The sequence below is a fragment of the Mycobacterium sp. URHB0044 genome, from assembly GCF_000620625.1.
In the GTDB taxonomy this organism is placed as follows: domain Bacteria; phylum Actinomycetota; class Actinomycetes; order Mycobacteriales; family Mycobacteriaceae; genus Mycobacterium.
On the sequence record NZ_JIAW01000001.1, the window covers coordinates 603,959 to 627,863 of the forward strand.

Below are 23,905 nucleotides of genomic sequence, written 5' to 3' on the forward strand. Positions count from 1 at the left end.
ACCGTCGGAAAGTTACGGCAGGCTGTTGATCAGCTGTCAAGCAATCGGTGAACGGAAGGTGGACGGACTCAGCGCGACTCGCTGGGCGTGCCGGGTTCCGCCGGTTCCGCGGGCGTCAGGCGTTCCGGCGTTTCGGCAGGTACGAGGCGCTCGGGGGTCTCGGCGGGACTCAGCGGTTCGGCCGGTTCGTTCGGGGCCGTGTTGGGCTCGGTCATCACACTCGACTACCCGAATCGGCGTCCGACGAAAAGCGCGCTCAGGCGTCGAGCACTCCGCGCAGGATCTCCACCAGTGCGGCGGGCTGGTCACCCTGCACCGAGTGGCCGGCATCCGGAACGACGATGGTGCGCTGAAAACCGGGCGCGCCCTTGGCGAATGCGGCGGCGTCCTCGTCGTTGACGAAGTACGAGTTGGCGCCGCGCACCAGGGTGGTCGGCATGGTGATCGCCGCGACGTCGTCCCACAAGCCCTCGAAACCCTCAAGGTGGGTATCCGTACGGAACGAGTCGTAACGCCAGGTCCATGTGCCGTCGTCGAGCTGCTTGGAGTTGTGAAAGACGCCGCGCCGCAAGGACTTACGGTCACGATTGGGTGCGGCAGCCATCGTCACGTCGAGCATGGCCTCGAACGAGGGGAAGCTGCGCTCGCCGTTCACCAGGGCGACGGGGCCCATCTGGGCCTTCGTCATCTCCTCGTGGCGGGCCGGAGCGGACGGCGTGACGTCGACGAGAACCAGCTTTGGCACCAGCCCGGGTTCGGTCGCGGCGATGCGCAGCGCGGTCAACCCACCGAGCGACATCCCGACGACCAGCCGCCGGGTGGGTGCCCATTCGCGAAGCGCCGGCCGCAGCGTGTCAGCGTTGAGCTTGGGGCCGTAGTCACCGTCCTCGCGCCACGCGGAACGGCCGTGGCCGGGCAGGTCGACGGCCAGCGCGGGCACGCCGAGTCCGAGGATGACGGTGTCCCAGGTGTGCGCGTTCTGACCGCCGCCGTGCAGGAACACGACCTCCGGGGGTTCGGTGCCCCACTTGAGCGCGCTGATCGGGCCGGCCTCGATGCGCTCGACGGGAGGCAGCGCGCTCGCGCCGATCTGCTCGGCGTTCTCGGGCAGCAGGCCGAACTCGTCGAGGCCCACCAATTCGTCGTCGTTGACCACGGATCGGACCTTACTCACCACCCCAGACGCCGAAACTGCGGGGAGATCGCGATTCCAATCGGATACGCGATCTCCCCGCAGTCTCGGGAACGAAGAGTTAGCCCTCGATGAAGGTTTCGAGCTGCGTGCGGGCGATGTCGTCCGGCAGCTGCTTCGGCGGGCTCTTCATCAGGTAGGCCGACGCGGCGACGACGGGACCACCGATGCCACGGTCCTTGGCGATCTTCGCCGCGCGCACCGCGTCGATGATGACGCCTGCCGAGTTGGGGGAGTCCCACACCTCGAGCTTGTACTCCAGGTTCAGTGGCACGTCGCCGAAGGCGCGGCCCTCGAGCCGGACGTAGGCCCACTTGCGGTCGTCGAGCCAGCCGACGTGATCGGACGGGCCGATGTGCACGTCCTTGGTGTTGAACTCACGCTGCAGATTGGAGGTGACGGCCTGGGTCTTGGAGATCTTCTTCGACTCCAGCCGCGAACGCTCCAGCATGTTGAGGAAGTCCATGTTGCCGCCGACGTTGAGCTGCATGGTGCGGTCGAGCTGCACGCCGCGGTCCTCGAACAGCTTCGCCATCACGCGGTGGGTGATGGTGGCGCCGACCTGGCTCTTGATGTCGTCGCCGACGATCGGCACGCCGGCATCCTCGAACTTCTTGGCCCACACCGGATCCGACGCGATGAACACGGGCAGTGCGTTGACGAAGGCCACGCCCGCATCGATCGCGCACTGCGCGTAGAACTTGTCGGCCTCTTCGGAGCCGACCGGGAGGTAGGACACCATGACGTCGACGTTCGCGTCCTTGAGCGCCTTAACCACGTCGACGGACTCGGCGTCGGAAACCTCGATGGTCTCGGAGTAGTACTTGCCGATGCCGTCGAGGGTCGGGCCGCGCTGCACCGTGACATTGGTGGGCGGCACGTCGGCGATCTTGATGGTGTTGTTCTCGGAGGCGAAGATGGCCTCGGACAGGTCGAAGCCGACCTTCTTGGCGTCCACGTCGAACGCGGCGACGAACTTGACGTCGCGGACGTGGTACTTGCCGAGACGCACGTGCATCAGGCCGGGCACGGTGTTGTTCTCGTCGGCGTCGTGGTAGTACTGCACACCCTGAACCAGCGAGGACGCGCAGTTGCCGACGCCAACGATGGCGACCCGGATTTCGTTCGAGGCGGTCGCCTCGTTCGTCAACGACATGGGACGTTCTCCTTCTTCTACTTCTGGACGTTCGGGTGCTGGTTACTTCTCAGGGCTGGGGCTGTTGGTCCGCGGGCCCTTGGGCCACGCGTTCGGCCGCGATGAGCTCGTTGAGCCACTTGACTTCACGCTCGCTGGATTCCAAGCCGAGCTGATGCAGTTGGCGGGTGTAGCGGTCGAGTGAATTGCTTGCCCGCGCGATGGCTTCACGCAGACCTTCGCGACGTTCCTCCACCTGACGCCGGCGACCCTCCAGGATGCGCATCCTGGCCTCGGCCGGTGTGCGGTTGAAGAACGCGAGGTGGACGCCGAAGCCGTCGTCGGTGTAGTTCTGCGGACCGGTGTCGGCGACCAGTTCGGCGAACCGTTGCTTGCCGGCGTCCGTCAGTTGGTAGACGCGGCGTGCGCGCCGCACCTTGACCGCTCCGACGGGGGCGGCATCTTCGACGATGAGCCCGTCGGCCTGCATCCGGCGCAGCGCGGGGTACAGCGAACCGTAAGAGAACGCCCGGAACGCTCCAAGCAGGCCGGTCAGGCGTTTACGCAGCTCGTAACCGTGCATGGGCGATTCGAGCAGAAGTCCCAGGACTGCGAGTTCCAGCATCGATCCACCCCCTTACTCGGTCGCTACGACGACTCAACACCTCCACGAATTGTATCGCGCCGATATATGCACCGCTACATCGGTGCCACAAAAGGGGACGTTCGAGGTCGCGTCTAGGCGTCGACGGGGTCGATGCTCTTGATCGTGCCGTCGGCGGCGAAGGTCACCGAACCGTTGCCGAACTCGCTGGTGACGTTGGCGCGCAGGGTGAGCTCGCCCGGGGCCTGGGGCTCGCGCGTCGGGTCGACGGTGAGGTACGTCTTCTCCCTCTGCACGTCGGACTCCTCCATTCCGGTCATCTTCGGCGCTCCGCGCAGTGTCGCCACGGCCGTCTTCACGTCGAAGGCACCGAGGTCGACGACGACGTCGTCCTCGCTCTTGGCGGACGTCGACGGGTCATCGAAGCCGCCGCGGTAGGTGTAGCGCAGCACTCTCCGCTCGTCCTTGGGGTCGGCGCGGGCGAGGACGGCGTATTCGGGATAGATAACCAACGAGTAGCCCGTCGTGTCGCCGAACCGTTGGCGCATCTGTTCCAGCAGTCCATTCAGACCGCCCAACGACTGCAGCTGACGTGGCGCCGTGACGACGCGGGGCTCGATGCCGTCGGCCTTGGCCCCTGGATCGGTTTGGAAGCTCAAAGGCGACGACGTGTTCCCGTACAGCCCCCAGCCGATGGCGATGCCGAGCACCACCAGCACGCCGGCCGTCGCGAGCCGCAATCCGAGGCCGCTGCCCCCGCTGCCCGACAACCGCGAGACCTTCTTGAGGTTGGGCAGCTGAACCGGTGCGTTGGAGTTCTGGAGGTCGGACACCAGGTCCTGCAGTTCGCCGAGCGTGGCTGCGTTGGTGGCGGCCTTGACCCGCTCGCCGTGCTCGGTCATCGACAGCTGGCCCTCGCTCAGGGCGTTGTCGAGGATCCTGCACGTGTCATTGCGGTCGGAGTCCTTCGCCCGCGTTCCTGCTGTCTGCCGTGTCGCCACCAGGAGATCGTAGGAGTTGACGTGCCATTGCCGCAGACCAGATGGCGATACGGCGCCCGCGTGACCGGAGTCGCGCCTCCGCGCCGCAGGGGTCGACGTACTCTGGTCGACGTGGGATTGCAGCGACAGGTGGTGGACTACGCGCTCAAGCGGCGGTCCCTGCTGGCCGAGGTGTACTCGGGACGCACGGGTGTCTCGGAGGTCTGTGACGCCAATCCCTACTTGCTGCGCGCAGCGAAGTTCCACGGCAAGCCCAGTACGGTGATGTGCCCGATCTGCCGGAAGGAACAACTCACGCTGGTGTCGTGGGTGTTCGGCGAGCACTTGGGCGCGGTCTCCGGATCGGCCCGCAGCAGCGAGGAATTGGTGATGCTGGCGACCCGCTTCGATGAATTCGCGGTACACGTGGTGGAGGTATGCCGAACCTGCGAGTGGAATCACCTGGTCAAGTCATATGTGCTCGGCGCTCCCCGACCTCCAAAGGCGCGCGGCACTCGGGCGGCGCGCTCTGGCGCGCGTACGGCCAGTGAATAGCGAAGGGCGCCACAGCAGGTCAGCCGACGACGTCCAGGGCGGGCCCGTGGCTGGCGGTGTGAACGACGGCGCCGACGGCCGTCCCGCTCCGCCGCCTCGCCACGACGCGGACCGTCGGCCGCCGAGGCCACCCACGCCGCCCGACGACCGCAGGACCATGGTGCTGCCTGCCGTTCCGCCGGCTGGTGATCCCCGGATGCGCGATCAGGTCGACGTCGTCAAGGCGGTCCTCGACGGCAAGCCGCCACCCAAGCAGCCCCCGTTCGGCCCGCCGCCCGGCCGTGGCGGGCCTCCTCCCGGCGGTGGACCGCCCAGTGGCGGACCGCCGGAGCCGCGCCCCGCCGGCACCAAGATCAACTGGAAGTGGGTGCGCCGCAGCCTGTACCTGGTCGCGGCCATGATGCTGGTGCTGCCCATCGTGACGTTCGCGATGGCGTACCTGATCGTCGACGTGCCCAAGCCCGGCGACATCCGCACCGCTCAGGTGTCGACGATCCTCGCCAGCGACGGCAGTGAACTCGCCAAGATCGTTCCGCCAGAAGGCAATCGGGTCGACGTCGACATCGACCAGATCCCGGTGCATGTCCGCGACGCCGTGATGGCCGCCGAGGACCGCGACTTCTACACCAACCCCGGCTTCTCGTTCTCCGGGTTCGCCCGCGCGTTCAAGAACAACATCTTCGGTGGCGACCTGCAGGGCGGTTCGACGATCACCCAGCAGTACGTGAAGAACGCGTTGGTCGGTGACGCGCGCTCCGGTCTTGGCGGCGTGGTCCGCAAGGCCAAGGAACTGGTCATCTCGACGAAGATGTCGCGCCAGTGGTCCAAGGACGCGGTGCTGCAGTCGTACCTCAACATCATCTACTTCGGTCGCGGCGCCTACGGCATCTCCGCGGCGGCGAAGGCGTACTTCGACAAACCGGTCGAGCAGCTCACCGTCGCCGATGGCGCGCTGCTGGCCGCGCTGATCCAGCGGCCGTCGACGCTCGACCCGGCCGTCGACCCCGATGGCGCCGCCGAGCGGTGGAACTGGGTGCTCGACGGCATGGTCACCATGGGTGCGCTGTCGCCGTCCGACCGTGCGGCGCAGGTCTTTCCGCCGACGGTGTCACCCGATCAGGCGCGCGCGCAGAATCAGACCACCGGGCCCAACGGGTTGATCGAACGGCAGGTCACCAAGGAGCTGCTCGACCTGTTCGACATCGACGAGCAGACCCTGAACACCGAGGGGCTGCAGGTCACCACGACGATCGACCCCAAGGCGCAGAAGGCCGCCGAGGAGGCGGTGACGGAGAACCTGGAGGGCCAGGATCCGGACATGCGCTCGGCCGTCGTGTCGATCGACCCGCACTCCGGCGGGGTGAAGGCGTACTACGGCGGCACCGACGCCAACGGGTTCGACTTCGCGCAGGCCGGCCTGCCCGCCGGCTCGTCGTTCAAGGTGTTCGCGTTGGTGGCGGCGCTGCAGCAGGGCATCGGGCTGGGCTATCAGGTCGACAGCTCGCCGGTCACGCTCAACGGCGTCACGATCACCAACGTCGAGGGTGAGGGCTGCGGCACCTGCAACGTCGCCGAGGCGCTGAAGCGGTCACTGAACACGGCGTACTACCGGCTGATGCTCAAGCTGAAGAACGGACCGTCCGACGTCGCCGACGCCGCGCACAAGGCCGGCATCGCCGAGAGCTTCCCCGGCGTGGAGCACACGCTGTCAGAGGACGGCAAGGGCGGCCCACCCAACAACGGAGTCGTGTTGGGCCAGTACCAGGTTCGCCCGATCGACATGGCGTCCGCGTACGCCACGCTTGCCGCGTCGGGCGTGTACCACCGGCCGCACTTCGTGCAGAAGGTGGTCAACTCCGAGGGTCAGGTGCTGTTCGACGCGTCGACGCAGGACAACTCCGGTGAGCAGCGCATCGACAAGGCCGTCGCCGACAACGTGACCTCCGCGATGCTGCCGATCGCCGGCTGGTCGCGCGGCCACAACCTGGCGGGCGGGCGGCAGTCGGCGGCCAAGACGGGCACCGTCCAGCTCGGGGACACCGGCGACAACCGGGACGCCTGGATGGTCGGGTACACCCCGTCGCTGTCGACGGCAGTGTGGGTCGGCACCACCGAGGGCACCAAGCCACTGCAGACGTCGGGTGGCGCGGCGGTCTACGGGTCCGGCCTGCCGTCCGACATCTGGAAGGCGACGATGGACGGCGCGCTCAAGGACACGGACAACGAGACCTTCCCGAAGCCGACCGAGATCGGCGGCTACGCAGGCCCTCCGGTGGTCGCGCCGCCACCGCCTCCGCCTCCGCCGCCGCCCTCTGAGACGGTGATCCAGCCGACGCTGGACATCGCGCCGGGCATCACGATCCCGTTCGGTCCACCGACCACCATCACGGCCCCTCCGCCTCCGCCGCCGGGCGTGCCCGTCGACCCGAACGCGGTTCCCACTCCGACCGCGACAGCGCCGCTTCCGCCGCCGTGACGGGCGACGAGCCAAGTCGGGCAACGGTATCGCCGGAGCCCCTAGCAGCGACCGTATCGCCAGCTCCCCTGGCCGAAGACCTCCGCGGCGCGGACGACCGCGACCTGCCCAGCCGGACCGACGTGCTGGGTGCGGCGCTGTCCAATGTGATCGGCGGTCCGGTCGGCAAGCACGCGCTGATCGGACGTGCACGGTTCCTGACGCCGCTGCGGGCGATGCTGCTCATCGCGCTGGTGTTCCTCGCGCTCGGCTACACGACGAAGGCGGCGTGCCTGCAGTCGACGGAGTCGGGCACCGCCGATCAGCGGGTCGCGGTGTGGGAGAACCAGCGCGCGTATTACGAACTCTGCTACTCCGACACGGTGCCGCTGTACACGGCGGAGTTGTTGAGCCAGGGGAAGTTTCCGTACAAGTCGAGCTGGGTGGAGACCGACGGGAACGGTCTGCCTCGCACGCAGTACGACGGCAGCCCGGCGATCCGGTACATGGAGTATCCGGTGCTCACCGGTCTCTACCAGTACGTGTCGATGGCGCTGGCCAAGACCTACACCGCGTTGACCAAGCTGGTGGCCGTGCCGATCCTCGCCGAGGTGGTGATGTTCTTCAACATCGCGGCGTTCGGCCTTGCCCTGGCGTGGATGGCCACGGTGTGGGCGACGGCACGGTTGTCGGGCCGTCGGATCTGGGACGCGGCCGTGGTGGCGGGTTCGCCGGTGCTGATCTTTCAGATCTTCACCAACTTCGACGCCTTGGCGACGGCCGCGGCGGTCGGTGCGCTGCTGGCCTGGTCTCGGCGAAAACCGGTGGTTGCCGGGGTGTTGATTGGCGTCGGCGTGGCACTCAAGCTGTATCCGCTGTTGCTGTTCGTACCGCTGCTGATCCTGGCGCTGCGCACGGGTCGGATGCGCGACGTGGGCAAGGCCGCGATCGCGACGGTGCTGACCTGGCTGGCGGTGAACCTGCCGGTGCTCGTCCTCTTCCCCCGGGGGTGGTCGGAGTTCTTCCGGCTCAACACTCGCCGCGGCGACGACATGGATTCGCTGTACAACGTGGTCAAGTCGTTCACCGGCTGGCGCGGGTTCGACCAGAACCTGGGGTTCTGGGAGCCGCCGACGATCCTCAACTCGGTCTCCGCGGTGCTGTTCGTATTGTGTTGTGGCGGCATCGCTTACGTCGCGCTCACCGCGTCTCGCCGGCCGCGCCTGGCGCAGCTGGCGTTCCTGGTGGTGGCCGCGTTCCTGCTGACCAACAAGGTGTGGAGTCCGCAGTACTCGCTGTGGCTGGTGCCGCTGGCGGCCCTGGCGTTGCCGCACCGGCGAATCCTGTTGGCATGGATGACGGTCGACGCGTTGGTGTGGATTCCCCGGATGCTGTACCTGTACGGCGAGCAGAAGATGGGGCTACCGGAGCAGTGGTTCACCACCACCGTCCTGGTGCGTGACGTCGCGGTGATGGCGTTGTGCGCGTTGGTGATTCGCCAGATCTACCGGCACGAACTGGACCTGGTGCGCGATCACGGCCGGGTCGACGATCCGTCGGGCGGGGTGTTCGACGGCGCGGCCGACGACCCGCCGCGCTGGCTGCCGTCGTGGCTGCGGCCCGCCGACCAACGGCAGGTGCAGCGCCCGTCCCCGGCCGAACCCGAACGGGAGTTGACGTCGGCCTCCTGAGGCGACGATTTCGCTGGTGACGGCCTCTTCAGGTAGCCTGGGCCGGTTGCCGACGCAGGCGATACTCCTGCCACGGATTGTCCGTGGCCGTACATGACCACAGGAGGTGATGAGGTTTCCATGCGTCCATACGAAATCATGGTCATTCTTGACCCAACCCTCGACGAGCGGACTGTAGCCCCGTCGTTGGAGACGTTCCTGAACGTGATCCGCAAGGATGGCGGTTCCGTCGACAAGGTCGACATCTGGGGACGGCGCCGGCTGGCCTACGAGATCGCCAAGCACGGTGAGGGCATCTACGCCGTCATCGACGTGAAGGCCGAACCGGCCACGGTGTCCGAGCTGGACCGTCAGCTCAGCCTGAACGAGTCCGTGCTGCGGACCAAGGTCATGCGGACCGACAAGCACTAGTCACCAACGGCGCGTGCTCGTCGCAGCTGTTCCGTAGGCTCGCCTGCGACCGCTACTTCGAGTACGCCGAAAATCCTCAGGAGGATCCCCGTGGCTGGTGACACGATCATCACCGTCGTCGGAAATCTGACCGCCGACCCGGAACTGCGGTTCACGCCGTCCGGCGCCGCGGTCGCGAACTTCACCGTGGCCTCGACGCCACGGACGTTCGACCGTCAGACCAATGAATGGAAGGACGGCGAAGCGCTGTTCCTCCGGTGCAACATCTGGCGCGAGGCGGCCGAGAACGTCGCCGAGAGCCTCACCCGCGGTGCGCGGGTGGTCGTCACCGGGCGGCTCAAGCAGCGTTCGTTCGAGACCCGCGAGGGCGAGAAGCGCACCGTCGTCGAGCTCGAGGTCGACGAGATCGGTCCGTCTCTGCGCTACGCCACGGCCAAGGTCAACAAGGCCAGCCGCGGCGGCGGCGGTGGCGGTGGCGGCGGGTTCGGTGGCGGCGGTGGCGGTGGTTCGCGTGCCGCGGAGCCGCCCAAGGACGATCCGTGGGGCAGCGCGCCTGCTTCCGGCTCGTTCAGCGGCGCCGACGAAGAACCCCCCTTCTGACAAACCATTTAGCGAAGCAAGGAAGAAAGACTCATGCCAAAGACCAACACCAAGCGGCGGCCTGCGCCCGATAAGCCGGTCAAGACCCGCAAGTGCGTGTTCTGCTCCAAGAAGGGCAAGGGAGTGAACATTGACTACAAGGACACGGCGCTGCTGCGTACCTACATCAGTGAGCGCGGCAAGATCCGTGCCCGTCGGGTGACCGGCAACTGCGTGCAGCACCAGCGTGACATTGCGATCGCGGTGAAGAACGCCCGTGAGGTCGCGTTGCTCCCGTTCAGCTCGGCGACGCGTTAGATCGAGACGGAAGAACAACAGACATGAAATTGATTCTCACCGCCGAGGTCGACCATTTGGGGTCGGCAGGCGACACCGTCGAAGTGAAGGACGGCTACGGCCGTAACTTCCTGCTCCCGCGCGGCCTGGCCATTGCCGCGTCCCGTGGCGCCGAGCGCCAGGCCGAGGAGATCCGCCGTGCACGCGAAATCAAGACCGTGCGCGACCTCGATCACGCCAAGGAACTGAAGACCGCGCTCGAAGGTCTCGGCTCCGTGCCGCTGGCCGTGCGTGCCTCCGCCGACGGCGGCAAGCTGTTCGGTTCGGTTACGCCGGCGGACGTCGTCGGGGCCATCAAGAAGGCCGGCGGCCCGAATCTCGACAAGCGGACCGTCCAGCTGCCCAAGGCGCACATCAAGTCGGTCGGGAACCACCCGGTCACCGTGCGGCTGAACGCCGACATCTCCGCCGAGGTGTCGCTGAGCGTGGTCGCCGAGTAGTTTCTCCAGCGTCAATACGCCCGGGTGGAGGCTGATTCAGCCTTCACCCGGGCGTTGCTGTATGTGCTGGCGAACTTTGCCCCGAAATGGGTGCGCAGCGAAGCAACCTACTGTTAACCTCTAGGGCCATTCGGCGCAACACAACACGCCCGAGATCGCAACCGGGACCGACACGCCGGGGCAATTAACATCCACAACCGCGGACACCTTCTATGGTGCTCTTATCTGCGGGGATGCACGAAACGGCGCCGTTCATGCACAGGTTCTCCCCAACGCCTCAACATGGTCGAACAAGGCTATCCACACACCATCCACGAGTTGACTAACAGGCCCGTTTGGTGGCTCTCCCAGCAACGTCTAGCGTGAGCCGTCCGAGACAGTTCCGGCGCGCTCACAAGGGTGCTCGTCGGTGGGGCGATCTATCGTCGCGGGCAGCGGCGTCGAACGACTGTTCGACTATGGAATAGGGGAGGTGGAACGCGTTGGCAGTCGTGGATGACCTCGGCCGTTCGGACATGGATTCGTCGCAGCCGAGTGAGGACTACGGCCGTCAACCGCCGCAGGACATGGCCGCCGAGCAGTCCGTCCTCGGCGGCATGCTGCTCTCCAAGGACGCCATCGCCGACGTCCTGGAGCGGCTGCGGCCCGGCGACTTCTACCGGCCCGCGCACCAGAGCGTGTACGACGCGATCCTCGATCTCTACGGGCGCGGTGAGCCCGCCGACGCGATCACGGTCTCCGCCGAACTCGACCGGCGCGGCCTGCTGAAGCGCATCGGCGGCGCCCCCTATCTGCACACCCTGATCTCGACGGTGCCCACCGCGGCCAACGCCGGGTACTACGCCGGCATCGTCGCCGAGAAGGCGCTGCTGCGCCGGCTCGTGGAGGCCGGCACGCGCGTCGTGCAGTACGGCTACGCGGGCGCCGAGGGTGCCGACGTGGCGGACATCGTGGACCGCGCCCAGGCCGAGATCTACGACGTCACCGAGGCGCGCACCTCCGAGGACTACGTGCCCCTGGAGCAGCTGCTGCAGCCCACCATGGACGAGATCGACGCCATCGCGTCGCAGGGCGGCATCGCGCGTGGTGTGCCCACCGGGTTCGTCGAACTCGATGAGCTGACCAACGGACTGCACCCCGGGCAGATGATCGTGGTGGCGGCGCGGCCCGGTATGGGCAAGGCGCTCGCGCTCGACACGCCGCTGCCCACACCGACCGGCTGGACGACGATGGGCGACGTCGCCGTCGGTGACGAGCTGATCGGGGCCGACGGACGGCCGACGCGCGTCGTGGCGGCCACGGAGGTGATGGCCGGGCGGCCCTGCTACGAGGTGGAGTTCTCCGACGGCACGGTCATCGTCGCCGACGAACAGCACCAGTGGCCGACCGATGCGGGCATCCGGACGACGGCCGAATTGCGTTGCGGCGCAGACCGGCTCATCCCGGCCACGCTGCCCGCCCGGGCAGGGAGCAGGACGGCGCTGCTGGAACTCGGCGTGCACGTCGCCTGGGTGCGCGCCGTGGACAGCGTGCCGGTGCGCTGCGTGCAGGTCGACAACGAGTCGCACCTGTACCTGGCGGGGGAGGGCATGGTGCCGACGCACAACTCCACCCTCGGGTTGGACTTCCTGCGGTCGTGCTCGATCAAGAACCAGTACGCGAGCGTCGTGTTCTCGCTGGAGATGAGCAAGACCGAGATCGTCATGCGACTGCTGTCGGCGGAGGCGAAGATCAAGCTCGCCGACATGCGGTCGGGCCGGATGAGCGACGACGACTGGACGCGACTGGCGCGTCGCATGAGCGAGATCAGCGAGGCGCCGCTCTACATCGACGACTCGCCCAACCTGACGATGATGGAGATTCGGGCCAAGGCCCGCCGATTGCACCAGAAGGCCGACCTGCGGCTCATCGTCATCGACTACCTGCAGCTGATGACGTCGGGCAAGAAGGTCGAGTCGCGTCAGCAGGAAGTGTCCGAGTTCTCCCGCCAGATCAAGCTGCTAGCAAAGGAACTTGGCGTTCCCGTGGTGGCGATGAGTCAGCTGAACCGCGGGCCTGAGCAAAGAACCGATAAGAAGCCAATGTTAGCTGATCTACGCGAATCGGGATCGATAGAACAGGACGCTGACATGGTAATTCTCTTGCACCGACCCGATGCCTTCGAACGAGATGACCCTCGCGGCGGTGAAGCTGACCTCATCATAGCAAAGCATCGCAGCGGTCCGACCAAGACCGTCACGGTCGCGCATCAGCTACATTTGTCGCGGTTTACGAACATGGCGCACTAGGAGTTGCCATGTCGCGTCTGGTCGCTAGCGCGCGAATCCTCAGGGCCGACAACGGCGCTGAGGTGACGTGCGAGGAGTTGCACCGGACCGGTGAGCGGCCCCTGGTGTGGACGCTCGACGAGCGCAAGCGACTAGTGGCCCGCCCGCTTACCGGCGCGACTTCCGGTGGACCTGAGGAGGCCTTCACGCTGCGGCTGGCTTCAGGGAGGGAGCTCGAGGCGACAGCAGACTGCGCGTTCATCACGCTCGGCGGGTGGACGCGACTCGACGAACTCGAAATCGGCGGCCGACTGGCTGTACCGCGCCGTGTGCCAGAACCCGTCGCCACGCAAGCCATGGTCAACGACGAAGTGATCCTGCTGGCCCACATGATCGGCGACGGGTCATGCGTGAAGAGGCAGCCGATCCGCTACGCGAGCATCGACGAGCAGAGTCTCCTCGCCGTGACTAAGGCAGCCAAGCACTTTGGTGTCACGGCGATTCGCGACGACTATGCCGCGGCCAGGGTGACGACGCTCCGACTGCCGGCGCCGTTTCACTTGACACATGGAAAGAGGAATCCCATCGCGGCGTGGCTCGACGGCCTCGGTCTGTTCGGCAAGCGCAGCTATGACAAATTCGTGCCATCCGAAGTCTTCGCGGCACCGAAGGATCAGGTCGCGTTGTTCCTGCGGCATCTGTGGGCGACGGACGGCTGTGTTACCTGGGATGAAAAGCAGCGTCTCGGAAATGTGTACTACTCATCGACAAGCCGACGTCTCGTCGACGACGTGAGGCAGTTACTGCTGCGGTTCGGTATCGCGTCGCGCCTCTACCGCGCTCCAAAGGCGGGCCACCGGGATTCGTGGCATCTACGCGTCTTCGGGGCCGCGAACCAGACGCGTTTCTTTCGCGACATCGACGTGCACGGCGAGAAGTTCTTCGCCGTACGTGAGGTGCTGACCAACCTCTCGGGCGTCAAGGCAAACGAGAACGTCGACACGGTGCCACGAGAAGTGTGGGATGGCGTTCGGCAAGCGTTGTCTGATCAACGAATGACGCACCGTGCGTTCGCCGAAGCCATGCAGACCAAGTTCTGTGGCTCAACCATGTGGAAGCACTCGCCGAGTCGAACTCGACTCCACCGCGCGGCGGCCATCCTCGACGATCGCACGTTGCACGACCTGACCAACAACGACGTCTTCTGGGACAAGGTCGTCGAGATCACCAGCATCGGCGAACGCGACGTGTACGACGTTGCCGTCTCCGGCACGCATAACCTTGTGGCGCAGGGCATCTCCGTGGGCGCCTAGCCTCCCCGAAGGGTGGCCCAGCTCGGGCTGAGGCTGAGGCAATCAACCAGACTCGGCGATCCGGTCAGTAATGGCCTCGGCCGCTTTGCCGAGCTGGATCAGGTCGGCCTCCGTCAACGGTTCCACCACCAGTTCGCGCACCTTGGCGACGTGCAACGGGGCCGCGGCGGCGACCCGCCTCATTCCCGCCTTCGTGAGCTCGACCACGCACACCCTGCCATCGTCGGCGCAGACACGCTTGGTCGCCAACCCATCGTCCGCGAGCCGTCTGACTACGTGCGACAACCGCGACAACGAGGAGTTGGCACGGGCGGCGAGCTCCGACATCCGCAGCGTCCTGTCGTCGGCTTCCGCCAGATTCGCCAACACCAGGTACTCGAACGTCGTCAATCCGGTGGTGCGGTATGGATCGCGTCTGGATTACTCGCCACCGCACATCTTTTCATCGGTGGCACGAAACTGCTGAAGTCCAAGGAGCGCCTAGCGGAGAACGCCTCCACGGCTGGCGTCGTGGACTAGTGGGGCTTGGTGCGCAACGAAGCCGTACGCGGCATCGCAACCACTGCAACGGCCGTCACTGCGGTCACGATCAGTACACCGATGAACACCGCAGCCGAGCCCGATTGGATGGCCGCCGGGCCGACCGATTGAATGTCACCTGGGCCGAAGATCGAGTTCGCGATCGCACCGAAGATGGCGACGCCGACGGCACTACCCAGTGAACGGGCGAACATGTTGGTGCCCGTCACGACGCCGCGTTCGTTCCAGTCGACGCTGGACTGCGCGGCGATGAGCGTGGGTACCGCCAGAAGTCCCATGCCGGCGCCGATCACGAAGCACACCGCTGCTGCGACGGCGACGTTCGGCCGGTGTGCCATGGCCACCAGCGCCGATGCACCAGTGATCACCAGCGCGGCGCCCGCCAGAGCGGTGTTCTTGAAACCCCAGCGCAGATACAGCTTTCCGGCCACTGCAGCCGTTGCGGGCCAGCCGATCGTCAGTGCGGCCAGCGCAAGACCCGCGACGATGGGTCGCACGTGCAGTGCACCTTCGAGATAGGTGGGCACGTAGGAGGTCAGTCCCATCAGGATGGCGCCCACCCCCAGCGCGACGATAGTGGTCGCACACAGCAGCTGACGGGAGAACACCCACAGCGGCAAAATCGGTTGGGTCGCCCGGCGCTCCACGACGACGAAAACGGCCAACAGCACCGCCCCCGCCGTGAACGCGCTGATGCTCTGCGCCGAGCCCCACGCCCAGGACTGGCCGCCGCCGAGGACGGCCAAGATCAGCGACGTCATCGCCGCCGCCAATAGCAGCGCGCCAAGAACGTCGACCGACCGCTGCCGGTGGGTGACCATTTCGTGGAAGTGCCGATTGAACATCCACGCCGCCAGCAGGCATAACGGGACGTTGATGAGGAACAGGCCGCGCCAGATCCCCAGCTGTGAGAACACGCCGCCCAGCAACGGCCCCACCACCGACGACACGGCCCACACGCTGGCCAGGTAGCCCTGCACCTTGGCGCGTTCGGCCACCGTGTAGATGTCGCCGACGATCGTCATCGCCGTGGGTTGCACCGCACCGGCGCCGAGGCCCTGTATCGCCCGAAACACGATCAGTGCCAGCATGTTCCACGCCGCGGCGCAGAGGATCGAACCCACAAGGAACAGCGCGATTCCGAGCAGCATGATCGGTTTGCGGCCGAAGACGTCGGAGAGCTTCGCATAGATCGGCGTGGTAACCGCTTGTCCCAGAAGGTATGCCGAGAACAGCCATGGGAACTGGTGGAAGCCGCCCAACTCGCCGACGATCGACGGAATGGCCGTCGCCAGCACCGTCGAATCGATGGCGACCAAACCGGTACTCAGCATGACCGAGATGAGCACCGGTCCCCGCTCCGACCGGAACCCGACCGCGGCGGTCGACGTCGAACTCACTGTGTCGGCGCGTCGATACTGGCCACCAGCGCGTCGCGTGTAGTCAGCTCGCAGTCCTGGCCGAGCTGCAGGGGATCGAATGCCCTGGTCATGATGTCCTCCTTCATTGGCAGCTTCGATCTCGATGCAGCTACGCCGCAACAACTCGCTTCATCGTCGAAGCAATTCTGGGGCGTCGTGCGACCGTAGCCACATGCGTGGTGAGCGGCGGTGACCACATTCTCCCCGACGCCGGCGACGCGGTCGACCGCGTACTACGTCGCCTCAGCCGCCTCTGCGGTGATCAGAACGACAGGATCGCCCCCTTGCCAGGCGAACTGGTTGTACAAGGTGCGCCGCGCCACCCCGGCCTGCAGAGCATTCTCAAACATTACGTGCCGCGGCTGAGCAACACTCGCTTCCGGGACAGAGTGGGGACATGGCCTGCAGCCACACGCGCGCACCGAGAGCCACTCCGCTACGAGCGCACGGACGGACCGCTCGGATCGGAAGTCAGTGGAGCCGTCAATCGTCGCGCAGACGGACCACGGCGTGGAGGATTCGTTTGCCCCCGAGTGCCCGCAACTACGATACGCGAATTGCGATGTGCTGCTTCAGCGCCGTCCTACCCTCGATATATGGGATGGATGGTGGCTTGATGCTGCGGAAGCGCTGGTGCTGGCCGATCTCTCGGCCGAAGAACAGGCCGATGCATCCCGATAGCGGCGTCGTGGCGCTGACCCCCGTGGTGCTTCTCGGTGTCGACGGGCCAGATATCCCGAAGCGGCCTGCCTCGGGTGACGCGGCGGCGTGGACGAGGTGGCGGCAACGATTTTGGGCTGCGATAGGCGTTGCGGCCGTCGATGTTCCAGACGGGATGCACATCGCCGTGCGTGCGATTCAGTCGGATCGGCTGCTCGACGCCGTCATCGACTATGCCGTCGAATGCGCCCATGAGAGTGGAGGATTCGCACCGTATACCGATGGCGGGGTTGTAGTGCAATACCGAGACGAGGTCATCGTGAGTCCCGACTGCAGTGATCTGGAGGAGGGATTGGACGATTGGCTCGCCGTGCTGCGCGGGCGCCCCGAAGTCTGGGCGACCGTCCACAACGGTCATCGAGTTGGGATGGCCCGGGTCGTCAACGATGTGATCGAGTTGCGGCTAGAGCAGCCGGTCGACGGCGATGCCATCCTGGGCCCGTTCGTCACCGTCCAGCTGCCACGGGACCCGGTCGCCGCCGCCGCCGAAGTCGCGATCAACGAACGCAACGAGTTCTCGAGGCGACTGGAATCCCGGCTGCGGCAGCGGGGGTGGCGTGATGCGCGAACCGTCGCGGCGACCATCGCCGGTACTCAGGGGTGATGACACCGCGTCAGCACCAGCACCCGCCGAACGACGAGGTGTGTTCGTCGGTCTCGATCGACTCCTCGCGCACCACGGCGGACCCGCCCCGCGGGTCGAAGTGCAACACCGAGCTCACCGGGTCGTGCCGGATCCATACGGCCACCGACAGCGGATGCCCCGGACGGAAAATGTAGGAGACCAGTTCGATGTCGCCGGGCTTCCCGAGGCTGCGGACATCGGACACCGCCGCCCGTATCCGCTGCCCCGAAAGATCCGCCGCGGTGAACGCCGTCTCGCCCGCATGCAGGTCGGCGATCGAGTCCACGTCCTCCACCTCGCCGTCGCGCACCCAGTACTTGTGAAGCTGACCGTCAGCGGAGACGGCCTCAACCGAGATCAGGTTGGACGTCACGTCCACGCGCCGCATCGGCAGGACGCCGAGCCGGGCGCGCACCACGTCCAGTTCCGCGTCCAGCCGTTGCGCGGAGAACAGGGGCTCGCTCGCGGCGCCGTTCAACGCCCGGCTGATCCGGCCCGGAACGTCTCCGACGACCACGACCACCGCCGCGATGGCCACGACGACCGACACGGTGACGGCCATCGCGTACTTGAGCCGATGATTCGGCCGAGACGCGTCCGGTTCGGTTCCCGTCGTGCTCATGGAGGGATGGTTCCACATGCTCGTCGGGGACCTCCTCTTTGCGTCATGGAAATAGCTCCGCGTCGGGGCGGCGTGGCTCTATGCCGTCGGCTCAGACTGGCCGCTGTCGGCTGCGCGGCGATCGAACGACACGTCGACCCGCTGAAAGGCCTTGTGCCGCTCCGCTTTCGCCCTGCCCGTGTAGGTCTTGCGATCGGCGTCGGTGAGCTCGACGTTGTCGGTGAAGGGGGTCAGCAGTGCTCGCGGATGCAACCGCTCGACACACACGACGTTGATTTCCGCGCACAGAACAAGCGTCACCGACACCAGGTACAAGAACGCCAGCATTCCCAACACCACCGCGAACACACTGTTGGTGGCGCTCGCCGATTTCACGATGTGCGCGATGTAGGCAGCACCGAACCATTGCAACAACTGCCATACCACCGCCGCGGTCACCGCTCCGGGCAGCACCTGCAAGTAGGTCAACGGGCGCGCGGTCGCCACGCGGAACGCGACAAGACAGATCACGGTGTTGACCGCAACCGAGGCCGTGACCACCGCTGCCGTGCCGACGACACCGAACGAGTCGGTGGTGTGCGCCACCGCCGACAGGACTGTGGCGGCTATGGCCGCGCCGCCGAGCGCCAGCAGCAGCACCACGCTGCGCAGCCGCGACCGAAGCGGATCGGGCCGCTTGTTGCGCGGGACCGCCCACACCGAGTCCATCGCGTTCTGCACCGCTTGCCCGACGCCCATCGCGCCGTAGAGCGCGCCCGCGATGCCGACGACCACGGCGACCGCCCCGCCGGAGAGCTGGTGCGGTTGGGCGAGTTGGTCGCCGATCACGGGAAATTGATGCAGCGCCGAGCGCAGCAGCTGCTGCTGAAGCGCCGGATGGCCGACCAAGACCAGCCCGAGGGTGGTGGTCAGCAGAAGCAGCAGCGGAAACACCGCCACGACGGCGTAGTAGGTGATCAACACCGCCAGGTAGCCGCCCTGATCGTCGAGGTATTTGTAGACCACCGCAATCGCGAAGCCGAGCGCGCGGCTTCGCTGCTGCATGCGATCCAGCCAGCGCACCATCGGCCCACTCCTAGGGAATCGGCGGCCAAACCGCCCCTGCGCTGCAGATACCCCGTGGTGGTGCCGGTTAACCTGAGTGGTTGCGGGGTGCTCTTGTTAGCCGCTGATGAAGGCCAGTCCGACGATGCCGACGATGTAGAGCGCAATTACGGCGAGGGAGTCCGGGCCCATGCGAAGCCACTGCCGCTGCGGTCGGAAGATCAACCCCGCCACGTAGACCACGGTGAGCAGTCCGGCCAGCGCCGTCAGGTAGATGTCGCTGTGGTGGGCTAGCGGCAATACCGCCGAACCCGACAGCACCGTCGCGAAGAGGAACAGAACAGGCAGGAACGCGTTGCCGCCGAAGATGTCGCTCATCGCCAACTTGTAATCACCCATGCGCGTCGACGCCAGACCCGTCGACAACTCCGGTAGTGAGGTTGCCGCCGCGAGCACCGTGGCGCCGAACACCACCCCCGACATGCCCCACCGGCCGAACACTTCCTCACCGCTTCGTTCGATCAGCACACCGGCAATGAGCGTTGCGAGGGCGGCGGCGGTGAAGACCAATACCGCGCGGCGGGTGCTGACGCCTCGTTGGGTGGCGGTCTTTTCCTTGGTCGTGGTGGAATGCCCGGCCGGCTTGTCCTGGCTGTCGGGCGCGTGGCCAGCCTGCTGCCACGGCAGTCCATGACCGGCGCGGCGAATCAAGAACAATCCGGCCGCCCACACCACGGCGATCAGCACGGCGCCTGGAGTCAGCCGCCAGACGATCAGCGAGCTTGGCAGCTGTGTGGACATCACCACGATGACCAACAGGGCCACTACCAGTCCTGCTTCCAGCACCAGGGTCAGCGAAGCCGCCAAATAGGTCAGCGGCTTACGCGGGCGCACCCCGGCAGCGTCCAGAACGGCCAACACGACGGTCTGAATGGCGATGCCTCCCAGGATGTTGCCCACCGCCACGTCGAGTTGGTGGGCCAGCGCGGCGCTAGCCGTAATGGCGATCTCAGGCAAGTTCGTCGCGATCGCCAGCAAGATGACGCCGCCGAGCGCCGAGCCCAGATGCCACCTCTGCGACAAGACGTCGGTGGTATCCGACAACTTGATCCCGGCGATCCAAATCACGATGGCGCACGCGACGAAGATGCCTACCAACGCCACCGAGGGCAACGACGTCATCTCCGAACGCCCCAGGCGCATGTCAGCCGTTGCATCGCTTCGAGGCCTCCTCACTCGGCCGGCGGCGGGCAGATAGCCGGCGTCATCGCGCCCAGCGGCACGGAACTGCACCGCTGTAGCAGGGAGATATATGCCCCACTGCTCTGCGCGCTAACCGTCGCCCCGCGCCAGCGAAAATAAGGAAATTAAGACGGAAATAAGGTAATAATAAGAGACGGTGAGAGCTGGGAATCAGCTGAGGGGGAGTCGTTGTGGCAGTCCGCGATGACGTCGAGGCCGAGCGCGCAGCACTAGCCAACTCGCTCGAAGCAGTTGGCCCCCAAGCACAAACGGCGTGCGGCGACTGGACGGCATTCGACCTCGCCGCACACGTCGTCGCCGCAGAACGGGCATCGGGAACGCTCGCATTTGGCGTACGAATGCTCGCGGCAAGGGGCGTCCAGTTTCGACCAAGTCCCCAGCTGGTCAGCCGGACGATCCGTCGCGAACGCCGCGGCGGCTATGCCACGTTGATCCACCGACTCCGGCAGCGCTCGCCGCGGCTGCTGCTCACACCGGCAGTTGCTACCGCCACGTTGTTCGAGGTGTGGATGCACCACGACGACCTGACGCGAGCCAACGACCTCACCCACGGCACTCCCGACCACCTCTGCGACGCCATCCCGTTTCTGATGCGCTACCAGGCCGCCCGCCTGCCTACTACCCGCCTGATCGTCCGCACGACCGATGACCGCCAATTCACCATCGGCCCCGTCGCCGGTCCTACTGCCGTATTGACCGGCCCTGCAGGCGATCTCGTCCGCTGGCTCGCTGGCCGGCCCCCACGGACGGCGCCCAACATCGAGGCGCAGCCGGCGATCGTCGATCAGCTGCGCGCATTCACCGGCAGGATCTGAGGCCGGCACTGGCAGCTGCCGCACCTGTCGTGATCGGTTGGAGCAACCAGTGATCTATGCGATCGGTTCGGAACCAGTCGCGGCGACGGTGGTGACCGAGCGTTGGCGTTCGATGATCGTCCGGAAATCTGCGAGGAAGCGGCTGAACTCGTCGCGTCCGAGGAGCCGTGCATGCCGCTCCATGATGTCGGCCATGATGGCGTCGGCGGCACGCATCTGCTCGTGTCCGCGGTCGGTGGGTACGACCAGCTTGGCCCGCCGGTCAGCCGGGTCGGGTTTACGCATCACGTAGCCCAGGGCCTCGAGGTCGTCGACGATCGCGCCGACGACCTGCTTTAGTTGTCCCGACATCCGCGCGAGTTCGGTCGCGCGGATTCCCTCCGGGCGCAGGTAGGCCAGAACAACTCCGTGCCGGGGAACGATGTCGTCGAACCCTTCGTCATGCAGACGCTGGAAGAGTTCGCCTTGCACGGCGAACAGCAGCCGACCAGATAGCACGCCTAGATCGTCGCCTCTGCCGCCCGCCTGCTTCGCCAACTGCCTCTCCACCTCCAGCCCATGTGACCAGCCACCCTATAGCGCGAGGATCGCCGCGGGTCTTGACAAGCTCACCGCTACCTAAGTAGTAATTGTCACTGACAGTAAGTGATAATTACTAACGCGGCCTGGGACAGGACCCCGATCGCCCGTGCAAAGCCAAACAAAGGGAAGGCGAGACGACATGGGACGGATGCGCTTCACGCGCGACAACACCGCGGTGCTGCTGATAGACCATCAGGTGGGTCTGTTCACCGGCGTGCGCGACATCGACGTCAATGAACTCAAACACAACGTGGTGGGTCTGGCCCGTGCCGCGCGGATCCTCGGGCTGCCCATCGTGGCGGTTACCACCGCACGGGACAGCATGTGGGGGCCCACCATCCCAGAACTGAAGCAGGCGCTGGGCAACGGCGACATTCTCGATCGCTCTACCGTTAACGCTTGGGACGACGAACGATTCGTCGCCAAAGTCAACGGGGTCAGAGAGACAGGCCGCGATCACCTCATCATCGCCGGCCTGTCATTTGAGGTCTGCGCCTCGTTTGTCGCGATTTCGGCGCGAGAGAACGGGTTTCATCCCGTCGTGGTGCTCGACGCGTGCGGCACCTTCTCCCACCACAAGCGCGAAGCGGGCCTCGCCCGGCTTGCCACGCTGGACATCGAGGTCTCCGATTACGCCACCATGATCGTCGAGATCATGGCCGACAACGCCGATCCGAAGGCCAACGACGTCTACGCCGCACTGGACATGCCGTTCGCCACACTGATGGGTCAGGTCGCGACGGCGTTGACCACATGAGTCCGGCAGATCTGCATGGAAGGTCGTTCGACGTCGTCATCGTCGGGGGAGGTTCGGCAGGAGCGGTGCTGGCGAACCGGCTCAGCGCGGATCCCACGCAACGAGTCCTGTTACTCGAGGCGGGGCCGGCCTACCGGCCGGCCGAATATCCCGACGTCCTCGCCAACGCCAATCGAGTGCGCGGCGACGACGCTCACGACTGGGGCTATCACACCGAGGACCGCATCGGACTCGGGCACGATGTCATCGCGCCACGCGGCAAGGTTCTCGGTGGCTGTTCCGCTGTGAACGCAGCGGTGGCCATGCGCGCGAGACCATCCGATTTCACACGTTGGACCGCGCACGGTGTCGACGGCTGGTCGTTTCCGGATGTGCTGCCGATCTTCAAACGACTGGAGAACACACCGACCGGTGACGACGCCTGGCACGGACGTAGCGGCCCCTTTCCGATCCGGCAGACCACGATGGAAGACAACACTCCGTCGATGCAGGCATTCGTGCTGGCCGGGCAAGCGATTGGCCTGCCGCGAGTCGCCGACTTCAATGGTGCACGGCAGCACGGCATTTCGCCGTACCCCTTGAATGTCGTCGAGGGCCGGCGAATCAACACCGGTATGGCCTATCTGACCGAGGACGTGCGCAGCCGCCCGAACCTCACGATCAGCGGGGGAGCCGAGGTGGACCGCGTCATCTTCGAATGGCGGCGTGCGACGGGTGTTCGCCTTGTCGGCGGCGACGCTATCTCTGGCGGACAGGTGGTCCTGTCGGCCGGCGCTTTCGGCAGTCCGGCGATCCTGATGCGTTCCGGCATAGGTCCGCCCTCCCACCTTGAGGAATTGGACATCCCGGTCCTTCTCGGCGCCCCCGTGGGTGATCGCCTCAAGGAGCACCCGTTCTACTACAACGTTTATGCTCTGACGCCCGAGGCGAAGTCGATGGACCCCGCCGCCGGCGCCATCATCTGGACGAAGTCGAGTGAGGCTGGTGCCGACGAACTCGATTTGCACATCTCCGCGACGCACCTATTCGACCCCGGGCAAAGCCCGACGGGAGGTGCGATCGTTCTCGCTTGTGCCGTAACACTTCCCAGGTCGAACGGGTCGGTGCGCCTCGCCTCGCGCGACCCGCTGATACCTCCGCGCATTCGCTACAACTTCTTTCAGGATCCCAGTGACCTGCGGCGGATGATGGAAGCCGTGCGCCTATCCCGCCGCATCGGGCGAACAGCGCCGTTGTGCGACGTCGTCGACTGCGAACTGGCACCTGGGACGGACATCGAGGAAGAGGCCGCACTCGAGAAGGCGGTGATCGCGTCGGTGGACGGCTACGCGCATCCCACGTCCACGGTTCCCATGGGCGGCCCCGATGACCCCTTCGCCGTGGTGGACGCCAACGGTGCAGTACGGGGACTGGATAGACTGCACGTGGTGGATGCGTCGATCATGCCCGAGATCCCTTCGGCGCCACCCCATCTGACAACGATCATGGTCGCCGAAGCAATCAGCGGCCGACTCTTGTGCCAATAACCGACCGCGAC

General features: G+C 66.0%; 24 protein-coding genes. 13 read left to right on the top strand and 11 right to left on the bottom strand.

Translation table 11 applies throughout. The features are described 5' to 3' along the window. Positions 1 to 68: 68 nt before the first annotated feature. From N536_RS42515 to N536_RS0102940, 5 genes are all read right to left on the bottom strand, one after another. Entirely contained in the window at positions 69 to 215 is a 147-nt protein-coding gene (locus N536_RS42515; RefSeq protein ID WP_197040047.1) for a hypothetical protein, read from the bottom strand. A gap of 41 nt (positions 216 to 256) precedes the next feature. Further along, entirely contained in the window at positions 257 to 1,156 is a 900-nt protein-coding gene (locus N536_RS0102925; RefSeq protein ID WP_029112235.1) for an alpha/beta fold hydrolase, read from the bottom strand. A gap of 97 nt (positions 1,157 to 1,253) precedes the next feature. After that, positions 1,254 to 2,348, bottom strand: a complete 1,095-nt coding sequence (locus N536_RS0102930; RefSeq protein ID WP_029112236.1) for an inositol-3-phosphate synthase — start codon at positions 2,346 to 2,348, stop codon at positions 1,254 to 1,256. 49 nt (positions 2,349 to 2,397) lie between these two features. Next, the gene (locus N536_RS0102935; RefSeq protein ID WP_029112237.1) at positions 2,398 to 2,952 is read right to left on the bottom strand and encodes a PadR family transcriptional regulator; all 555 of its coding nucleotides are present in this window, start codon (positions 2,950 to 2,952) and stop codon (positions 2,398 to 2,400) included. A gap of 113 nt (positions 2,953 to 3,065) precedes the next feature. Beyond that, complete coding sequence (locus tag N536_RS0102940) at positions 3,066 to 3,932, bottom strand: DUF1707 domain-containing protein (RefSeq protein ID WP_029112238.1); 867 nt, start codon at positions 3,930 to 3,932, stop codon at positions 3,066 to 3,068. A 111-nt stretch (positions 3,933 to 4,043) separates the two neighbouring features. On the opposite strand from N536_RS0102940, the gene N536_RS0102945 reads away from it, so the two are divergent. From N536_RS0102945 to N536_RS37260, 9 genes are all read left to right on the top strand, one after another. After that, positions 4,044 to 4,466: a DUF5318 family protein gene (locus tag N536_RS0102945; protein ID WP_029112239.1), complete on the top strand. Its 423-nt coding sequence runs from the start codon at positions 4,044 to 4,046 to the stop codon at positions 4,464 to 4,466. Next, positions 4,459 to 6,942, top strand: coding sequence for a transglycosylase domain-containing protein (locus tag N536_RS0102950; protein ID WP_029112240.1), 2,484 nt, complete (start codon positions 4,459 to 4,461; stop codon positions 6,940 to 6,942). The genes N536_RS0102945 and N536_RS0102950 overlap by 8 nt, the downstream gene beginning before the upstream one ends. Further along, positions 6,939 to 8,612, top strand: a complete 1,674-nt coding sequence (locus tag N536_RS0102955; RefSeq protein WP_051574186.1) for a glycosyltransferase family 87 protein — start codon at positions 6,939 to 6,941, stop codon at positions 8,610 to 8,612. Before N536_RS0102950 ends, N536_RS0102955 begins: the two co-directional genes overlap by 4 nt. 120 nt (positions 8,613 to 8,732) lie before the next feature. Further along, positions 8,733 to 9,023 (top strand): 30S ribosomal protein S6, encoded by a 291-nt coding sequence (rpsF, locus tag N536_RS0102960; protein ID WP_029112242.1) that lies wholly within the window; start codon positions 8,733 to 8,735, stop codon positions 9,021 to 9,023. A gap of 90 nt (positions 9,024 to 9,113) precedes the next feature. Then, complete coding sequence (locus tag N536_RS0102965; protein ID WP_029112243.1) at positions 9,114 to 9,623, top strand: single-stranded DNA-binding protein; 510 nt, start codon at positions 9,114 to 9,116, stop codon at positions 9,621 to 9,623. A 33-nt stretch (positions 9,624 to 9,656) separates the two neighbouring features. Next, complete coding sequence (gene rpsR, locus N536_RS0102970) at positions 9,657 to 9,920, top strand: 30S ribosomal protein S18 (protein WP_029112244.1); 264 nt, start codon at positions 9,657 to 9,659, stop codon at positions 9,918 to 9,920. A gap of 23 nt (positions 9,921 to 9,943) precedes the next feature. Then, positions 9,944 to 10,399, top strand: coding sequence for a 50S ribosomal protein L9 (rplI, locus tag N536_RS0102975; protein WP_029112245.1), 456 nt, complete (start codon positions 9,944 to 9,946; stop codon positions 10,397 to 10,399). Between the two features lie 482 nt (positions 10,400 to 10,881). Further along, positions 10,882 to 12,687: a replicative DNA helicase gene (gene dnaB, locus N536_RS0102980; RefSeq protein WP_029112246.1), complete on the top strand. Its 1,806-nt coding sequence runs from the start codon at positions 10,882 to 10,884 to the stop codon at positions 12,685 to 12,687. A gap of 8 nt (positions 12,688 to 12,695) precedes the next feature. After that, positions 12,696 to 13,979 carry an LAGLIDADG family homing endonuclease gene (locus N536_RS37260; protein ID WP_051574187.1) on the top strand — a complete coding sequence of 428 codons (1,284 nt, stop codon included), beginning with the start codon at positions 12,696 to 12,698 and terminating at the stop codon, positions 13,977 to 13,979. A gap of 42 nt (positions 13,980 to 14,021) precedes the next feature. Here N536_RS37260 and N536_RS37265 read toward each other — a convergent pair whose 3' ends face one another. Both N536_RS37265 and N536_RS0102995 read right to left on the bottom strand, forming a co-directional pair. Then, the gene (locus tag N536_RS37265; RefSeq protein WP_051574188.1) at positions 14,022 to 14,369 is read right to left on the bottom strand and encodes a MarR family winged helix-turn-helix transcriptional regulator; all 348 of its coding nucleotides are present in this window, start codon (positions 14,367 to 14,369) and stop codon (positions 14,022 to 14,024) included. A gap of 125 nt (positions 14,370 to 14,494) precedes the next feature. After that, positions 14,495 to 15,919, bottom strand: coding sequence for an MFS transporter (locus N536_RS0102995; protein ID WP_029112247.1), 1,425 nt, complete (start codon positions 15,917 to 15,919; stop codon positions 14,495 to 14,497). A 688-nt stretch (positions 15,920 to 16,607) separates the two neighbouring features. Here N536_RS0102995 and N536_RS0103010 point away from each other — a divergent pair. Continuing rightward, positions 16,608 to 17,264: a hypothetical protein gene (locus N536_RS0103010; protein ID WP_155948390.1), complete on the top strand. Its 657-nt coding sequence runs from the start codon at positions 16,608 to 16,610 to the stop codon at positions 17,262 to 17,264. Between the two features lie 10 nt (positions 17,265 to 17,274). On the opposite strand, the gene N536_RS0103015 is transcribed toward N536_RS0103010, so the two are convergent. From N536_RS0103015 to N536_RS0103025, 3 genes are all read right to left on the bottom strand, one after another. Beyond that, the gene (locus tag N536_RS0103015; protein WP_029112249.1) at positions 17,275 to 17,907 is read right to left on the bottom strand and encodes a hypothetical protein; all 633 of its coding nucleotides are present in this window, start codon (positions 17,905 to 17,907) and stop codon (positions 17,275 to 17,277) included. Positions 17,908 to 17,985: 78 nt separating this feature from the next. Further along, positions 17,986 to 18,972: a YihY/virulence factor BrkB family protein gene (locus N536_RS0103020; RefSeq protein WP_029112250.1), complete on the bottom strand. Its 987-nt coding sequence runs from the start codon at positions 18,970 to 18,972 to the stop codon at positions 17,986 to 17,988. A gap of 96 nt (positions 18,973 to 19,068) precedes the next feature. Further along, positions 19,069 to 20,133, bottom strand: coding sequence for a sodium:calcium antiporter (locus tag N536_RS0103025; RefSeq protein WP_029112251.1), 1,065 nt, complete (start codon positions 20,131 to 20,133; stop codon positions 19,069 to 19,071). Positions 20,134 to 20,384: 251 nt separating this feature from the next. Here N536_RS0103025 and N536_RS0103030 point away from each other — a divergent pair, with 251 nt between their 5' ends. Continuing rightward, positions 20,385 to 21,029, top strand: coding sequence for a maleylpyruvate isomerase family mycothiol-dependent enzyme (locus tag N536_RS0103030; protein ID WP_029112252.1), 645 nt, complete (start codon positions 20,385 to 20,387; stop codon positions 21,027 to 21,029). A gap of 54 nt (positions 21,030 to 21,083) precedes the next feature. Here N536_RS0103030 and N536_RS37270 read toward each other — a convergent pair whose 3' ends face one another. Beyond that, positions 21,084 to 21,527 carry a MarR family winged helix-turn-helix transcriptional regulator gene (locus tag N536_RS37270; protein WP_051574189.1) on the bottom strand — a complete coding sequence of 148 codons (444 nt, stop codon included), beginning with the start codon at positions 21,525 to 21,527 and terminating at the stop codon, positions 21,084 to 21,086. A 232-nt stretch (positions 21,528 to 21,759) separates the two neighbouring features. Here N536_RS37270 and N536_RS0103040 point away from each other — a divergent pair, with 232 nt between their 5' ends. Both N536_RS0103040 and N536_RS0103045 read left to right on the top strand, forming a co-directional pair. Next, positions 21,760 to 22,368, top strand: a complete 609-nt coding sequence (locus N536_RS0103040) for an isochorismatase family protein (RefSeq protein WP_255358397.1) — start codon at positions 21,760 to 21,762, stop codon at positions 22,366 to 22,368. Then, the gene (locus N536_RS0103045) at positions 22,365 to 23,894 is read left to right on the top strand and encodes a GMC family oxidoreductase (protein ID WP_029112254.1); all 1,530 of its coding nucleotides are present in this window, start codon (positions 22,365 to 22,367) and stop codon (positions 23,892 to 23,894) included. Before N536_RS0103040 ends, N536_RS0103045 begins: the two co-directional genes overlap by 4 nt. The last annotated feature ends 11 nt before the right edge of the window (positions 23,895 to 23,905 follow it).

Excerpts from the sequence above, each read along its gene's own strand:
- N536_RS42515 (WP_197040047.1), bottom strand. The coding sequence starts at position 215 with ATGACCGAGCCCAACACGGCCCCGAACGAACCGGCCGAACCGCTGAGT.
- N536_RS0102930 (WP_029112236.1), bottom strand. The coding sequence starts at position 2,348 with ATGTCGTTGACGAACGAGGCGACCGCCTCGAACGAAATCCGGGTCGCC.
- N536_RS0103045 (WP_029112254.1), top strand. The coding sequence starts at position 22,365 with ATGAGTCCGGCAGATCTGCATGGAAGGTCGTTCGACGTCGTCATCGTC.
- N536_RS0103010 (WP_155948390.1), top strand. The coding sequence starts at position 16,608 with ATGCATCCCGATAGCGGCGTCGTGGCGCTGACCCCCGTGGTGCTTCTC.
- rpsR (WP_029112244.1), top strand. The coding sequence starts at position 9,657 with ATGCCAAAGACCAACACCAAGCGGCGGCCTGCGCCCGATAAGCCGGTC.
- N536_RS37260 (WP_051574187.1), top strand. The coding sequence starts at position 12,696 with ATGTCGCGTCTGGTCGCTAGCGCGCGAATCCTCAGGGCCGACAACGGC.
- N536_RS0103020 (WP_029112250.1), bottom strand. The coding sequence starts at position 18,972 with ATGGTGCGCTGGCTGGATCGCATGCAGCAGCGAAGCCGCGCGCTCGGC.
- rplI (WP_029112245.1), top strand. The coding sequence starts at position 9,944 with ATGAAATTGATTCTCACCGCCGAGGTCGACCATTTGGGGTCGGCAGGC.
- N536_RS0103025 (WP_029112251.1), bottom strand. The coding sequence starts at position 20,133 with ATGACGTCGTTGCCCTCGGTGGCGTTGGTAGGCATCTTCGTCGCGTGC.
- N536_RS0103015 (WP_029112249.1), bottom strand. The coding sequence starts at position 17,907 with ATGAGCACGACGGGAACCGAACCGGACGCGTCTCGGCCGAATCATCGG.
- rpsF (WP_029112242.1), top strand. The coding sequence starts at position 8,733 with ATGCGTCCATACGAAATCATGGTCATTCTTGACCCAACCCTCGACGAG.
- N536_RS0103040 (WP_255358397.1), top strand. The coding sequence starts at position 21,760 with ATGCGCTTCACGCGCGACAACACCGCGGTGCTGCTGATAGACCATCAG.
- N536_RS0102935 (WP_029112237.1), bottom strand. The coding sequence starts at position 2,952 with ATGCTGGAACTCGCAGTCCTGGGACTTCTGCTCGAATCGCCCATGCAC.